Source organism: Frankia sp. Hr75.2 (genome assembly GCF_949319125.1).
Classification (GTDB): domain Bacteria; phylum Actinomycetota; class Actinomycetes; order Frankiales; family Frankiaceae; genus Parafrankia; species Parafrankia soli.
Genome location: NZ_CASGGV010000290.1, coordinates 51,804 through 66,058 on the forward strand (window position 1 = coordinate 51,804; position 14,255 = coordinate 66,058).

General features: G+C 73.2%; 13 protein-coding genes. 3 read left to right on the plus strand and 10 right to left on the minus strand.

All coding sequences use genetic code 11. The features are described from left to right. Window positions 1–4 precede the first annotated feature (4 nt). On the minus strand, window positions 5–1,246 hold the full coding sequence (locus tag AC559T_RS21540) for an enoyl-CoA hydratase/isomerase family protein (RefSeq protein WP_498869876.1): 1,242 nt from the start codon (window positions 1,244–1,246) through the stop codon (window positions 5–7). Window positions 1,247–1,548: 302 nt separating this feature from the next. Between AC559T_RS21540 and bioA the strand changes: the two genes are divergently transcribed. Beyond that, window positions 1,549–2,835 (plus strand): adenosylmethionine--8-amino-7-oxononanoate transaminase, encoded by a 1,287-nt coding sequence (bioA, locus tag AC559T_RS21545; RefSeq protein WP_071064345.1) that lies wholly within the window; start codon window positions 1,549–1,551, stop codon window positions 2,833–2,835. A 491-nt stretch (window positions 2,836–3,326) separates the two neighbouring features. Next, the gene (locus tag AC559T_RS21550) at window positions 3,327–5,456 is read left to right on the plus strand and encodes a diguanylate cyclase (protein WP_498869877.1); all 2,130 of its coding nucleotides are present in this window, start codon (window positions 3,327–3,329) and stop codon (window positions 5,454–5,456) included. Window positions 5,457–5,518: 62 nt separating this feature from the next. On the opposite strand, the gene AC559T_RS21555 is transcribed toward AC559T_RS21550, so the two are convergent. The 9 genes from AC559T_RS21555 to AC559T_RS21595 all read right to left on the minus strand — a co-directional run bounded on the left by AC559T_RS21555 (window position 5,519) and on the right by AC559T_RS21595 (window position 13,729). Beyond that, window positions 5,519–6,346, minus strand: a complete 828-nt coding sequence (locus AC559T_RS21555; protein WP_112104877.1) for a bifunctional 5,10-methylenetetrahydrofolate dehydrogenase/5,10-methenyltetrahydrofolate cyclohydrolase — start codon at window positions 6,344–6,346, stop codon at window positions 5,519–5,521. Next, complete coding sequence (locus AC559T_RS21560) at window positions 6,343–6,966, minus strand: cyclodeaminase/cyclohydrolase family protein (protein ID WP_041254462.1); 624 nt, start codon at window positions 6,964–6,966, stop codon at window positions 6,343–6,345. Before AC559T_RS21560 ends, AC559T_RS21555 begins: the two co-directional genes overlap by 4 nt. A 348-nt stretch (window positions 6,967–7,314) precedes the next feature. Beyond that, on the minus strand, window positions 7,315–8,001 hold the full coding sequence (locus AC559T_RS21565; protein WP_498869878.1) for a TetR/AcrR family transcriptional regulator C-terminal domain-containing protein: 687 nt from the start codon (window positions 7,999–8,001) through the stop codon (window positions 7,315–7,317). Window positions 8,002–8,082: 81 nt separating this feature from the next. Beyond that, entirely contained in the window at window positions 8,083–8,682 is a 600-nt protein-coding gene (locus AC559T_RS21570) for an amino acid permease (RefSeq protein WP_498869879.1), read from the minus strand. A gap of 507 nt (window positions 8,683–9,189) precedes the next feature. Continuing rightward, a complete protein-coding gene (locus AC559T_RS21575) occupies window positions 9,190–11,577 on the minus strand; it encodes an ATP-binding cassette domain-containing protein (RefSeq protein WP_498869880.1) in 2,388 nt (795 codons plus the stop codon). 120 nt (window positions 11,578–11,697) lie between these two features. Beyond that, entirely contained in the window at window positions 11,698–12,108 is a 411-nt protein-coding gene (locus AC559T_RS21580) for a VOC family protein (RefSeq protein ID WP_112104883.1), read from the minus strand. Between the two features lie 10 nt (window positions 12,109–12,118). Further along, a complete protein-coding gene (locus AC559T_RS21585) occupies window positions 12,119–12,562 on the minus strand; it encodes a helix-turn-helix transcriptional regulator (RefSeq protein WP_368956686.1) in 444 nt (147 codons plus the stop codon). 156 nt (window positions 12,563–12,718) lie between these two features. Further along, complete coding sequence (gene msrB, locus AC559T_RS21590) at window positions 12,719–13,147, minus strand: peptide-methionine (R)-S-oxide reductase MsrB (protein ID WP_498869881.1); 429 nt, start codon at window positions 13,145–13,147, stop codon at window positions 12,719–12,721. Window positions 13,148–13,315: 168 nt separating this feature from the next. Further along, a complete protein-coding gene (locus AC559T_RS21595; protein ID WP_071064329.1) occupies window positions 13,316–13,729 on the minus strand; it encodes a hypothetical protein in 414 nt (137 codons plus the stop codon). 142 nt (window positions 13,730–13,871) lie between these two features. On the opposite strand from AC559T_RS21595, the gene AC559T_RS21600 reads away from it, so the two are divergent. Beyond that, complete coding sequence (locus tag AC559T_RS21600) at window positions 13,872–14,222, plus strand: RNA polymerase-binding protein RbpA (RefSeq protein WP_112104882.1); 351 nt, start codon at window positions 13,872–13,874, stop codon at window positions 14,220–14,222. The last annotated feature ends 33 nt before the right edge of the window (window positions 14,223–14,255 follow it).

The window sequence follows — 14,255 nt, forward strand, 5'->3', positions numbered from 1 at the left end:
TCGGTCATCGGGCTGCCTCTCTTTCGCGCAGACCGAGCTCGCCGCCCGGACCGGAGTCGTCGGCCGGACCGAGTCCGCCGGCCTCGCCCAGGCCGAGCTCGGCGTCGCCCAGCGGGGCGAAGAACCGGTCGACGTCCTCGGCCGTGACGTCGTCGAGCCGGTCCGGGGACCAGCGGGGGGAGCGGTCCTTGTCGACGACGGCCGCGCGGATGCCCTCCACGAGGTCGTGGGTGCTCAGCAGCACGCAGGCGATCCGGTACTCCTGGTCCAGGCAGGCTCCCAGCCCGGGCAGCGCCCGCGCCGAACGCAGCGCGCGCAGGGTCACCTTCAGCGAGGTCGGTGACTTCGCGGCGATCTCCTCCGCGGCGGCGCGGGCCGCCGGGGCGGGGCTGGCCGTCAGCGCGGCAAGAATCTCCTCGACGCTGCCGTGCCGGTAGCACGGGTCGATCCAGGCCCGGTCAGCCGCCAGAGAGGACGGGCCGGTCGCCGCGGCGACCGTCGCGTACCGGCGGGCCAGTGGGCCCGCGCCGCCCGCGCCGAGGCCGGCCCCGGCGGCCTCGCGCAGCGCGGCGACGAACGCCGGCAGCGCGTCGCTGGGCAGGTGGTGGTCGGCCAGCCCGCAGGCGATGGCGTCGGCGGCGCCGATCCGGGCGCCGGTGAGGGCCAGATGCGTCCCGATCTCCCCGGGTATCCGCGCGAGTAGGTGTGTGCCGCCGACGTCGGGGACGAAGCCGATCCCGACCTCGGGCATCGACAGCACCGAGCGCTCGGTGACGATCCGGGTGGCGCCGTGCGCCGAGATCCCGATCCCGCCGCCCATGACGAGCCCGTCCATCAGCGCCACATACGGCTTCGGGTAGGTGCTGATCAGCGCGTTGAGCCGGTACTCGGCGGCCCAGAACGCCTTCGGTGCCGGGTCGCCGCGCCGCGCGCAGTCATGGAAGAAGCGGATGTCGCCGCCCGCGCACAGGCCGCGCCCGCCCGCCCCGTCGACGAGCACCGCGGCGATCCCGTCGTCGGCCGCCCAGGTCCGCAGCGCCGCGTCGATGGCCTGCACCATGCCCGTGGTCAGCGCGTTGATCGCCTTCGGCCGGTTCAGCGTGATCCGGCCGAGGGCACCCTCGCGGCGCACGAGCACCGCCGGCTCGGCCGGCACCGCCGGCTCGGCGAGCGCTGCGGCCGCGGTACGCGCGGCCGGCACGGTGGGCCCGTCGAGCACGGCGGGGTCGGTGGGTTCGGGCGGCATGCGAGGTGACTCCTCCCTGGACCTGTGGCCGACCACACGGCGGCGGGCAGCCGGCACCGGCGGGCGGCCGGCGAGCGGTGGACAGTGTGAGCGGGTGGACAGTGCCCGTCCCATCTTCGACGCCGCCGCCCGCACCCGGGACCGGTGGGCGCCCCGTGTGGCCCTTCCGACACACCCCGCCTCGCCCGACCCCCGGCTTCGGCCGTGGCACGCCCCACCGGCCGAAGCCGGGTGAGCAGCGGCACAGCCCCGCGCCCGCCGCCGCCGGCCCGCTCCGGCGGCCGGTGGGAGAAGCTGGGGCCATGGACGCCTCCGACCTGGTCACCCGGGACCGCGCGGTCGTCTGGCATCCGTACGCCTCCGTGCGCGACCAGGCGCCGCTGTTCGCCGTCGCCTCCGCCGCCGGGGTGCGCCTGACCCTCACCGACGGCCGCGAGCTGCTCGACGGGATGTCGTCGTGGTGGGCGGCGATCCACGGATACCGCCATCCCGTCCTGGACCAGGCCGCCCGCGACCAGCTGGACCGGATGTCGCACGTCATGTTCGGCGGGCTCACCCACGAGCCCGCCGTCGCGCTGGCCGAGCTGCTTGTCCGGGTCACCCCACCCGGCCTGGAGCGGGTGTTCTTCTGCGACTCCGGCTCCGTCGCCGTCGAGGTCGCGATCAAGATGGCGCTGCAGTACCAGGCCGGACGCGGCCGGCCCGGGCGGACGAGGCTGCTCACGATCCGCCGCGGCTACCACGGTGACACCTCCGGCGCGATGTCGGTCTGCGATCCCGACACCGGCATGCACCACCTGTTCACCGGCCTGCTGGCCCGGCATCTGTTCGCCCCCGCCCCGGCTCCCGGCTTCGACGAGCCGGTCACCGATGACGACCTCGCCGACGTCGAACGCCTGCTCGCCGCCCACGAGGGGGAGATCGCCGCGGTCGTTCTCGAGCCGGTCGTGCAGGGCGCCGGCGCGATGCGCTTCTACGCCCCCGGCTGGCTGGCCCGGGTCCGCGAGCTGTGCGACCGGCACCGGGTGCTGCTCGTCGCCGACGAGATCGCGACCGGCTTCGGGCGCACCGGGGAGCTGTTCGGCTGCGATCACGCCGGGATCACCCCGGACATCATGTGCGTCGGCAAGGCGATGACCGGCGGCTACCTGACGATGGGCGCCACCCTGTGCACCGCCGAGGTGGCCGACGGCGTCTGCGCGTCGGAGGCGGGCGCGTTCATGCACGGCCCCACGTTCATGGCCAACCCGCTGGCCGCGGCGGTCTCGCGGGCGAGCGTCGAGCTGCTGCTCGCCTCCCCGTGGCGGGAGCGGGTCCGCGCCGTGCACGACGCGCTGGCGGCCGGGCTCGCGCCCGCCGCCGACCTGCCGGGCGTCGCGGACGTCCGCACTCTCGGCGCCATCGGCGTGATCGAGACCCACCGTCCGGTCGACATGGCCGTCATCCAGCCGCTGCTCGTCGAGCTGGGGGTGTGGGTGCGCCCGTTCGGACGGCTCGTCTACGCGATGCCGCCGTTCGTGATGGAGCCGGCGGACGTCGCCACCCTGACCGCCGCCATGGTCGACGCCGTCGCCGCCACCACCGGCTGACCGGCTGACCGGCTGACCGGCCGGCCGGTGGCCGCGGGGCCGTCGGGCCGGCGCGGCGGCCGTCCGGCGCCCTGGCGACCCACCCCATCAGGTGGGTCGCCTGTGGTCTTCCCGTGCCGTGCGGACGGCCGTTCCGGCGCCTGCGACCCGGCCGTCCGAACCGGTGCGCCGCCTGATGATGCAGGTCAGAAGCGCGAAGGTAGGGGGAGCACACCCCCGGGGGGTGCGTCGACCGCTGGTGCGGATGCCGGTACTGCATGTCCGACATCCACGAACTAGTTGCGGATGCCCGAAGAGCCTTCATACCCTTCGTTCACGGGGCTTCACTGTGTGTAGCAGCTGGCGGCTGTGGTCGCCGGCGGCGCCGGTCCCACCGAGGGCGGTCCCGCCCCCGGCCGGCGCCGGGCACGGGTCGCCCCGGTTCGTGAACGGATGCCCCGACAGACCTGGATACCGCGAGGTGGGCGCCGCGTGCGTCACCAGCACCGGCGGTGAACGAGAAGGGCCACGTGCGGATGCCGTTACGACAGGCGCCATGGCGACCCGGGCGCGGGCACGTCCCCCCCGGGCTCGGGGCGGTGGTGCGCGCGGTCCGCCGGGCGGCGGCCCGCCGCCCGGCCGGGCTCGTCGCGGTGATCGGGACGTCTCCGGACGGGACCCGACGCCCCGCCGAGCTTCCCGCCACCCACCCGGCTCCAGCCCCGATCCCGACGCGTCCCGCTCCGGCCCGGGTCGCGCCCGCGCGGGCCGAGCCGCTGCCGATGCCCGCCTTCGGGCGGGTGGCCCCGACCACGACCACGACCGGGCCGCGCGGATGGGCGGCCCGCCAGGGCCTGGTCCACCCCTTCCCCGCCCTACCCAGCCTCCCCGCGGGCCCGCCCACAGCCATCGCCTCCGCCGCGGTGCCCCGCGACACCCCGTTCCCGGAGATGACGGGCGTCCCCCGCGCCGATCCGGGTCACGGCACCTCCGCGGGCCATGGTGCCTCGCTGTTCCTACGGGACGCCACCTGCCCGGCCTCCGCCCTGCCCGGACCTGACAACACCCCCGGCCGTACCCCCGGCCGTGGCGGCGCCGGGCGCCGCTCCCGCAACGAGCCACGCCCGCGCGCCCGCCCCCGGTTCCTGCCCCGCCTGCCCATGCCACCGCCACCGCGCGGGAGCCTGCGCCCGCCGCGGTGGCGGCGGCCCGGCGGCGCCGCGGGCCTGCCGCGGCCGCCCGCCGAGCTGATCGGCATCCTCGCGGTCGAGGCGCTGTTCCTGTTCGCCGCCGTCGTCCTCGTCGCGAACGCCGCCGCCGACCGCTCCCCGCCACGGCCCGCCGAGCTCGCGACCTTCGCCGCCTTCACCGCGCTGGCCGTCGTCACCGGGGTGCTGCTCACCAGCCCCGTCGCGGCCGGCGCCGGGCAACGTGCCGAAGGCGCCACCGCCGCCCCCCAGGACAGCGGCCCTCCCATGACCTCCACCTGGACGCTGCCGGTCGCGCTGCTGCTGCCCCCGCTGTACGCGCTGCTCGCGCACGTCCCGCTCTGGCTGGCGACCGGGGGAGCGGGGCGGCTCGGCCGGCCGGCGGGCCGGGGCGGCTCCCCGCCGCCGGCGCGCATCCGGCTGCACGACACCGCCGCGCTCGGTCTCGCCGGCGCCGCCGCGGCCGCCGTCCACCACCTGATCGCACCCACGACGGACCCGCGGTCCGCGGAGCGGCTCGCCGGCTCGTCGCACACCTTCGCCGCGCTGATCGCGGCGGTCGGCGTCTACGTGCTCGTCGACCGGCTGCTGCGTCCCGGTCACTGGTCCGGCGGGCGGGAGCAGGCGGTCGCGGTCGCGGTGGAGACCGGCGCCGCGCTGATCCTCGCCGTCCTGTGGGCGGCCAGCCCGCTGCTGCTCGTCGTCGCCGCCCCGCTCGTCCTGCTGCTGCGCCGCGGGCTGGCCCACGCCGAGCTGCTCACCGCGGCCCGCACCGACCCCAAGACCCGGCTGGCGACCATGGCCTACTGGCGGCAGGTCGCCCAGCGCGAGACCGCCCGGACCCGCCGGCTGGGACGTCCACTGTCGGTGCTGCTCGTGGACGTCGACCACTTCAAACAGGTCAACGACCGGCACGGGCATCTCAACGGTGACGCGGTGCTGCTCGCCGTCGCCGACGCGCTGCGCCTGGCCACCCGGCCGCAGGACCTCGTCGGCCGGTTCGGTGGGGAGGAGTTCGTCGTGCTGCTCGCCGAGGTCGACCTCGACGCGGCGGCGGCCGTCGCCGAACGCGTCCGCCACCAGGTCGCGGGGGCCAGCACCCGCCTCGGTCGCGCCGAGGTGACCGTCACGGTGTCGGTCGGCGTCGCCTGCACCAGCCCCGCCCGCCCCGACCCGCTCACCCACCAGGCAAGCCCGGCCGGCCCGGCGGACGGGACCGACGCGGCCCGTCGCGGCGCGCCCGGCACCGCCGCGGAACCGGCGTTCCCCGGCTCACGCGCCGCGGCGCCGGCCACCGACGACCTCGCCATCCTGACCGACCTGCTCGAGCGCGCCGACGCGGCGCTCTACCAGGCGAAACGCGAAGGCCGCAACCGCGTGCGCACCGCCGGAACGGCCACAGCGGGCGGCGCGCCACCGCGCCCCGCCCGCTGAACTCCCCACACTTCCGAACAGCTTCCGAACTCCCGCGGCTACCTGCTCACCCGTCTACCTGCTCAGCCGCCGGCCGCGCGCACCGTGTTGCGCAGCAGCAGCATCGTCGTCACCGGCCCCACCCCGCCGGGAACCGGGGTCAGCGCGCCCGCGACCGGGGCCACCGCGTCGGCGTCGACGTCACCGACCAGGCCGGCGTCCGTCCAGTTCGTGCCGACGTCGATGACGACCGCCCCGGGCCGGACATGCCCGGCACCGACCATCTTCGGCCGGCCGACCGCGGCCACGACGATGTCGGCGTCGTGCGCCACCGTCGCCAGGTCCTTCGTCCGCGAATGGCACACCGTCACCGTCGCGTCCTCGGCGAGCAGCAGCAGCGCCGCCGGCTTGCCCACCACCGAGCTGCGGCCGATCACACACGCCCGGGCGCCGGCCAGCGGCACCGCGGCCCGGTTGAGGATCTCCAGCACGGCCGCCGCGGTCGCCGGCGCGAACGCGGGCAGGCCGAGGGCGAGCCGGCCCAGGCTCAGCGGGTTCATGCCGTCGACGTCCTTGCCCACGGGGATGCGGGCACCCACGTCGGCGGCGGTCAGCCCGTCCGGCAGCGGCGTCTGCACGATCATCCCGTGCACCGCCGGGTCGGCGGCGAGCCGGTCCACGGTGGCGGTCAGCTCGTCCGGGTCCCCGGTCAGCTCGTGGACGGCGCAGCCCACCCCGACCTTGGCGGCGCCGCGCTCGATCACCCGCACGTACGACCGGGCAGCCTCGTCCGCCGTCGGCAGCACGACCGCCAGGGTCGGAGTGACCCCGGTGGCGGCGAGCCGTTCGACGTCGTCGACGACCGAGCGTCCTATGTCAGCGGCCATCGACCGCCCATCCAGCAATCTCATGACCCGATCCGATCTCCCACGGCGCGCACGACGACGTCCGCGCCGGTCACTGACGACAGGTACTTGTCCAGCTCGGCGGCGGTCGCGTCGCGGGTGGCGGCGTCGCTCATCGACGCCAGGTTCACCCGCACGTTGATCGCCGCCGAGTCGAGGGCCGCCCGCGCGCTGGCGGCGGCGACGGCCACGTCCGACAGGACGTTGACGTTCGCGCCGTCGAGGATGCGCTGGCACAGCCCGACCACCTCGGCGGCCGCCGCCGCGGTGCGCAGCGGCACGTCGGCCGCCCCGACCAGCGCCCGCTGGATCGCGGCGCTGCGTGCCGCCTTCTCCTCGGCGGTCTCCTTGGGCAGCCGGTAGGCGTCGGTGACGGCGGTGAACGCCACCGCGTCCGCGTCGGCCAGCGCCAGCGCCTCGCCGCGCAGCCGGTCCGCCTCGGCGCGGGCGGCGAGCATCACCGGTTCGTGCTCGGCGTACCGCGGCTTGCCGATGGTCAGGTTGGTGACCATGCTCACCAGGGCCGCGCCCAGCGCCACCTGCACCGCCGCCGCGGCGCCACCGCCGGGCGCGGGAGCCGCCGAGGCGAGCGCCTCGAGGAACCCGTCGAGCGTCTCGTCCGCCATCGCTTTCGACTCCCGCCTCGATCCGTTGTCCGGATCCGTGCCCGTCCGGACCTGTGCCGGCCAGCTCGCCACGCCGGAACCCCTGTGTGCCGTCACGCTCCCGCGTGGACGGCCGGCCGTGGCCGGGGACCACGGCCACGCCGCGGCGTCACCCGTCCCCACCCGACCCGGGACCGTCCGCATCCGTGCCGCGGATGCGGCGGAGCGGGGACGGCTGGGCGCGGGGCTGGTCGGAGTGCACCGTAGCAAGTGGATCGGCGCCCTGGACGGGGCAGGCCCGGCGCGCGCCCGTCCCGGACGGGATTGTGAGGTTTACCCCTCCGCCGACGGCGACCGGTCCACCGACGCTCACCCTGGCAGCGACCCCATGATCAGGTCGAGGCCGTCGTCGAACTGCGCGGCCGTGTCGGCCCGCAGGAACGGCACCGCCGCCGCCAGGTCGGGCAGCTGGTGCGCCGGCGGGTTGAACGTCGCCGTCGGCGCGCTGGGACGCCGGTCCTGCGCGACCGCGGCGGCCAGCGTGCGCGCCTCGGACAACACATGGCCCAGGCTGTAGAACAGCAGCGTCTGGTAAGCGGACGTCGCCTGCTCGGGGCTCAGGCCCATCCCGCGCAGCAGGCCGAGCGCGTGGTTGGCCCGCTCCCAGTACGCCCGCCCGCCCGGCGGGCGGCGCAGGATCACCCCCGCCATCGTCGGGTGGCGCAGCAGCGACCGCCGTAGCTGGTGCAGGCTCGCCCGCAGGTCGGCCCGCGCGTCCCCGGTCGACGGCAGCGGCTCGTCGCCGGCGATCAGGATGTCGGCGAGGACGTCCAGCAGCTCGTTCTTGGTGTGGAAGTGGCGGTAGACGGCGGTCGGGTCGACCTCGAGGCGGGCACCGAGGGCACGCATGCTGAAGGCGTCGGCCCCGCCGATGCGCACGATCTCCATCGCCGCGTCGAGCAGCACCTCCCTCGACAGGGTGCCCCGAGGCGTGCGCTGCGGGGGAGCCGATGCGCCCGACCGGGGCGCGTCCTCATCCTCGTCCGGTGCCGTCACGACACCTGATCGTAGTGGAACCCACAGTGTGGTCAACGCTGTTGACGCGCCCGCCCGTCAAGGATGATCTTGATGGCCGCGTCATCCCCGCTCACTGCCGCGCCGGGTGCCCGCCCGCGTGACGGGCGGCGTACACCACGGCCACCGCGGCGAGTACCGCGGACCCGCCGAGCACGGACGTCCCGGGCAGGCTGAAGGCCAGCAGCAGGCAGCCGAGCAGTCCGACGACCGGAACGGCGCGCACCGGACGGCCTTCGGTGGGGAGAGGGTCCACGCCGCGGCGTTGGCGACCGCGTAGTACAGCAGCACCCCGAACGAGGAGAACCCGATCGCGCCGCGCAGGTCCGTGGTGAGCACGAGCGCGGTGACGGCGGCCCCGACCCGCACCACCGGAGCCAGACCCGGCACGCCGGCGGCACGCGCGGCGTCGGTGAACGGCGCGGCCGACGCCCCGAGCGCGGCCACCGGTAGCACCAGCAGCAGCGCGACGGCGACCGCGGCGTAGACGACCAGCGTGATGCCCAGCGCGGTCGGGATCGCCCGGCGGATGGTGCGCCGCGGGTTACGGACCTCCTCGCCGAGCGTCGCGATGCGCGCATAGCCGGCGAAGGCGAAGAACAGCAGGCCGGCGGCCTGCGGGAGACCGGGCCACAGGCTGGCGGCCCGGCTCCGCGGCGCCACTGGTGACGCAGGCGACCACGACGAGCACGGTCAGGACGACGACGATCAGACGGGTCAGCCAGGCCGCGCGCCGCATCCCGGAGTAGTTGACCGCGGTGAGGGTGGCCGTGGCGGTGGCCGCCACCGGTTCGCCCCACGTCCCACCAGACCCTCAAGATAGTCAACAGTGTTGACGTGCGAGCCCTGCGCAGACGATCAAGAAGACAACCAAATGCACAATTGATCAAAAGCCTTTCTCCTCAACAGAAAACCTTCGGTTGAGAGGAGTTTTCGATCATGAAACGGGCTTCGGGTGTCGCCATGATCATCTTTGCCGTGTCCCTCTGGGGCCGCCTCGCGCTGGACGAAGGTCGCCGCGGACCTTCGCCCATGGCCATGGGCGGGCCTCCCGGTCGGACGCGGGCCTACTTAACATAATGTGCATTATCGGCGCGGTTTCGGGAGGGGTGTTCGGCCCCGTTCGACCTCTATGTGCCGCCGGGGCCCCGCCTGCTGGGCGGTGTTTGGTCAGGTGCCGATGTAGGTGGCGAGGTGTTCGCCGGTGAGGGTGGAGCGGGCGGCGACGAGGTCGGTGGGTGTGCCTTCGAAGACGATCCGGCCGCCGTCGTGGCCGGCGCCGGGGCCGAGGTCGATGATCCAGTCGGCGTGGGCCATGACGGCCTGGTGGTGTTCGATGACGATGACGGACTTGCCGGAGTCGACGAGCCGGTCGAGCAGGCCGAGGAGTTGTTCGACGTCGGCGAGGTGCAGGCCGGTGGTGGGTTCGTCGAGGATGTAGGTGCCGCCCCTGTCGGCCATGTGGGTGGCGAGTTTGAGTCGTTGCCGTTCGCCGCCGGAGAGGGTGGTGAGCGGCTGGCCGATGGTGAGGTAGCCGAGTCCGACGTCGGCGAGCCGGTTGAGGATGGCGTGTGCGGCGGGTGTGCGTGCCTCGCCGGTGCCGAAGAACTCCTGGGCGTCGGTGACGGACATGGCGAGGACTTCGCTGATGTCGCGGCCGCCGAGGTGGTGGTTGAGCACGGAGGCTTCGAACCGTTTGCCGTCGCATTCTTCGCAGGTGCTGGCGACGCCGGCCATCATCGCCAGGTCGGTGTAGATGACGCCGGCGCCGTTGCAGGCGGGGCAGGCGCCTTCGGAGTTGGCGCTGAACAGTGCGGGCTTGACACCGTTGGCTTTCGCGAATGCCTTGCGGATCGGGTCGAGCAGTCCGGTGTAGGTGGCGGGGTTGCTGCGTCGTGAGCCGCGGATGGCGGTCTGGTCGATCGAGACGACGTCCGCGCCGGCGGGGATCGATCCGTGGATGAGGGAGCTTTTGCCGGAGCCGGCGACGCCGGTGACGACGACGAGTACGCCGAGGGGGATGTCGACGTTGACGTCGTGCAGGTTGTGGGTGGTCGCGCCGCGGATCGGGAGCTGGCCGGTGGGGGTGCGCACGGTCGGTTTGAGGGTGGCGCGGTCGTCGAGGTGGCGACCGGTGAGGGTGCCGCTGGTTCGTAGCCCGGCGAGGGTGCCTTCGTAGCAGACGGTGCCGCCGGCGGTGCCGGCGCCGGGTCCGAGGTCGACGACGTGGTCGGCGATGGCGATTGTTTCCGGCTTGTGTTCGACGACGAGCACGGTGTTGCCCTTGTCCCGCAGTCGCAGCAGCAGGTTGTTCATGCGCTGGATGTCGTGGGGGTGCAGGCCGACGGTGGGTTCGTCGAAGACGTAGGTGGTGTCGGTGAGTGAGGAGCCGAGGTGGCGGATCATTTTGACGCGCTGCGCCTCGCCGCCGGAGAGGGTGCCGGAGGGCCGGTCGAGGGAGAGGTAGCCCAGGCCGATCTCGACGAAGGAGTCGAGGGTGTGGTGCAGCGCGGTGAGCAGGGGTGCGACGGATGGTTCGTCGAGGTCGCGGACCCAGTGGGCGAGGTCGCTGATCTGCATGGCGCAGGCGTCGGCGATGTTGGTGCCGGCGATGCGGGAGGAGCGGGCGGCTTCGCTGAGCCGGGTGCCGTCGCAGTCGGGGCAGGTGGTGAAGGTGACGGCCCGGTCGACGAAGGCGCGGATGTGTGGCTGCATCGCTTCGCGGTCTTTGGACAGGATCGATTTCTGGATTTTCGGGATGAGGCCTTCGTAGGTGAGGTTGACGTTGTCGACCTTGATTTTTGTGGGTTCTTTGTAGAGCAGGTCGTGGAGTTCGGTCTTGGTGTATCGGCGGATGGGTTTGTCGGGGTCGAGGAAGCCGGAGCCGCCGAAGATGCGGCCGTACCAGCCGTCGGCGCTGTAGCCGGGGATGGTGAGGGCGCCTTCGTTGAGGGATTTGCTGTCGTCGTAGAGGGCGGTGAGGTCGAAGCCGGAGACGGCGCCGCGGCCTTCGCAGCGGGGGCACATGCCGCCGGTGCGGGTGAAGGTCTTTCGTTCGGTTTTGCTGGTTCCGCGTTCGGTGGTGATCGCGCCGCTTGCCCGGACGGTGGGGACGTTGAAGGAGAAGGCGTTGGGTGAGCCGATGTGTGGACGTCCCAGCCGGCTGAACAGGATGCGCAGCATGGCGTTGGCGTCGGTGGCGGTGCCGACGGTGGAGCGGGGGTCGGCGCCGAGCCGCTGCTGGTCGACGATGATCGCGGTGGTGAGTCCGTCGAGGACGTCGACTTCGGGTCGTGCAAGGGTGGGCATGAAGCCTTGGACGAAGGCGCTGTAGGTTTCGTTGATCAGTCGCTGGGATTCCGCGGCGATGGTGCCGAAGACCAGGGAGCTTTTGCCTGAGCCGGAGACGCCGGTGAACACGGTGAGTCGGCGTTTGGGGAGTTCGACGCTGAGGTCTTTGAGGTTGTTCACGCGGGCGCCGTGGACGCGGATGAGGTCGTGGCTGTCGGCGAGGTGGGGCGCGGGCGGCTGCGGGTCCGTCCTCGTGGCGTTGCTCATGGTGTCTCCATCGTGCTGGCCAGCCGGTGGCGACCACCAGGTCGCCACCGGTGTCGGGCGCGGGGGTTGCCGCGTGGCGGCTGTCCGGGTGTCGGGTCCTGGCCGGGTTCGCCGGCTGGTTCAGCGGTGTTCGTTGATCCGGACGAGGTTGCCGGCGGGGTCGCGGAAGGCGCAGTCGCGGACGCCGTAGGGCTGTTCGGTGGGTTCCTGGACGACTTCGGCGCCGCTGGCCTGGACCTTGGTGAAGGTGTCGTCGAGGTCGGCGGTGGCGAGGATGACGTGGGCGTAGTTGCCCTTGGCCATCATCTCGGTGATGGTGCGGTGCTCGTCGTCGGTGATGCCGGGGTAGGCGGCGGGTGGTTCGAGGACGATGCAGGTGTCGGGCTGGTTGGGGGGTCCGACGGTGATCCAGCGCATGCCGTTGTAGCCGACGTCGTTGCGGACTTCGAAGCCGAGGGTGTCGCGGTAGAAGGCCAGGGAGGCGTCGGGGTCGTCGTGCGGGAGGAAGCTGGTGTGGATGGTGATGTCCATGGCGGTCACGCTAGGTGCGGCTGGGTGAGCGCGCTTCTCGATTCCTGACCGGTCTGGTGATCTGTTTGGCGATGCAGGAGGGCATGCCGGCGGTGGCCGCGGCGGCGTGGCGGCGGTAGGCGCTGGGGGGCATGCCGACGAGTTCGGTGAAGCGGCTGCTGAAGGTGCCCAGGGAGGAGCAGCCGACGGCGAAGCAGACTTCGGTGACGGTGAGGTCGCCGCGGCGTAGTAGGGCCATCGCGCGTTCGATGCGCCGGGTCATCAGGTAGGCGTAGGGCGATTCGCCGTAGGCGAGGCGGAACTCGCGGCTGAGGTGTCCGGCGGACATGTGTGCGCCGCGGGCGAGCGCCTCGACGTCGAGGGGTTGGGCGTACTCGCGGTCGATGCGGTCGCGGACGCGGCGGAGGCGGGCGAGGTCTCGGAGGCGCTGTGTCGCGGCGGGACTGCTGCTCACCTGCGGGATGGTGCCATGTCGGGGTGGGGGTGCCGGTGCCAGGCCCGGTGTGGTTCGTGGTTCGTGTGGGGTTGCGGGCTGCCGGGGTGGTGTCCGGCAGCCGGTGCGGGATGGGGTGTGGCCGGCCTGGTCGGGTTGGTCAGCTGGCGTGGTGTTTCAGCTGGCGTCGGTGTTGTCGAGGTCGAGGGCGAGGCTGTTCATGCAGTACCGCTGGCCGGTGGGGGCGGGGCCGTCGTCGAAGACGTGGCCGAGGTGGGAGTCGCAGCGGGCGCAGCGGACCTCGGTGCGGGTCATGCCGTGGCTGCGGTCGGTGATGAGGGTGACGGCGTCGGCGGTGACGGGCTGGTAGAAGCTGGGCCATCCGGAGCCGGAGTCGTATTTGGTGTCGGAGGTGAACAGGGGGGCGCCGCAGGCGCCGCAGCGGTAGGTGCCGCTGGTCTTGTCGTAGGTGTAGGCGCCACTGAAGGGGGCTTCGGTGGCGGCCTGGCGCAGGATGGCGTAGCGCTGGGGGTCGAGGAGCTGGCGCCATTCGGTGTCGCTGCGGACGACCTTCTCGTCGGTGTCGGTGTTCGGCTGGTCGGTCATGGGATGTCCTTCCTGGCGTGGGGTGGTGCGGGGTGGCCGGCGGGTGGGTGGGTGTGCCGGTTTTGGCTGGCTGGCGGGTGTGGTGTTGTGCGCGGGTCGGGTGTTCCTGTCTGTGTGCTGTGTGGTGGTCCCGTGGTGGTCAACGCGGCGGGCGGCCGGTTTGTTCTGTCATGCGACTGGTGCCGCGGTGCCAGTTCGGGTGTTTGTGGGGTGGTGGCGGGTGAGGGTGGTGGCGGCGAGGGCGACTCCCCCCGTGGCGGCGGCGGCCATGGCGGTGCCGGCGGCGGGTGGGAGCTGGCGGCGGGTGGTGGCGTGGGTGAAGACCGCGGCGTCGGCGGCGTCGGCGAGCAGGCCGGCGAACAGCCATCCGCGGGTGGGTGCGCCGGTGAGCTGGGCGTGGAGGAGTCCGGCGCCCAGGGCGAGGTCGCGGATGCCGGCGAGGCGGGCGAGCCAGGCGATCTTCTCGGCGGTGACGCGGTCGACGCCGGTGGCGCGGATGATTCGGACGGGTCTGGTCAGGGCGGTGAGCCCGACGGTGGTGCGGGTGAGGCCGTTCAGCAGGATCGGAGCCCGGTTCGTCACGCGCCGTGTATCCTTTGCAGTCGGTGGAGCACACAGTGTGATTGCGATCTCGTTACCTGGCCTTCCGGGGTGGGAACGACTTCGCTTGTCCGTACGTTGGACTCGGTTGAGGTCCACACGCCACGACGCTCTGAGGAGTCATATGGGCGAGCGCATTCTGCGGGGCAGCCGTCTCGGTGCAGTGTCCTACGAGACTGACCGCAGCACGGAGCTTGCCCCGCGGCAGACAGCGTCGTACGACTGCCCGAACGGTCACCAGTTCACCATGCCCTTCGCGGCCGAGGCCGAGGTGCCTTCGGCGTGGGAGTGTCGCGTGTGTGGGGCGGCGTCGGTGATCGTGGACGGTGAGCGGCCGGAGCCGAAGAAGAGCAAGCCGCCGCGTACGCACTGGGACATGTTGATGGAGCGTCGGACGACCGACGATCTGGAGGAGGTGCTGGCCGAGAGGCTGGCGGTGCTGCGGGGCACGGGTGCGGACAGGCGGTCCGCCTGAGGGTGTGAACGGTCCCGGGTCTGCCGGTTCGCG

What these genes read in the sequence shown, in the direction of transcription:
- AC559T_RS21540 (WP_498869876.1), bottom strand. Translation starts at nt 1,246, where the DNA reads ATGCCGCCCGAACCCACCGACCCCGCCGTGCTCGACGGGCCCACCGTG.
- bioA (WP_071064345.1), top strand. Translation starts at nt 1,549, where the DNA reads ATGGACGCCTCCGACCTGGTCACCCGGGACCGCGCGGTCGTCTGGCAT.
- AC559T_RS21555 (WP_112104877.1), bottom strand. Translation starts at nt 6,346, where the DNA reads ATGAGATTGCTGGATGGGCGGTCGATGGCCGCTGACATAGGACGCTCG.
- AC559T_RS21560 (WP_041254462.1), bottom strand. Translation starts at nt 6,966, where the DNA reads ATGGCGGACGAGACGCTCGACGGGTTCCTCGAGGCGCTCGCCTCGGCG.
- AC559T_RS21575 (WP_498869880.1), bottom strand. Translation starts at nt 11,577, where the DNA reads ATGAGCAACGCCACGAGGACGGACCCGCAGCCGCCCGCGCCCCACCTC.
- AC559T_RS21580 (WP_112104883.1), bottom strand. Translation starts at nt 12,108, where the DNA reads ATGGACATCACCATCCACACCAGCTTCCTCCCGCACGACGACCCCGAC.
- msrB (WP_498869881.1), bottom strand. Translation starts at nt 13,147, where the DNA reads ATGACCGACCAGCCGAACACCGACACCGACGAGAAGGTCGTCCGCAGC.
- AC559T_RS21600 (WP_112104882.1), top strand. Translation starts at nt 13,872, where the DNA reads ATGGGCGAGCGCATTCTGCGGGGCAGCCGTCTCGGTGCAGTGTCCTAC.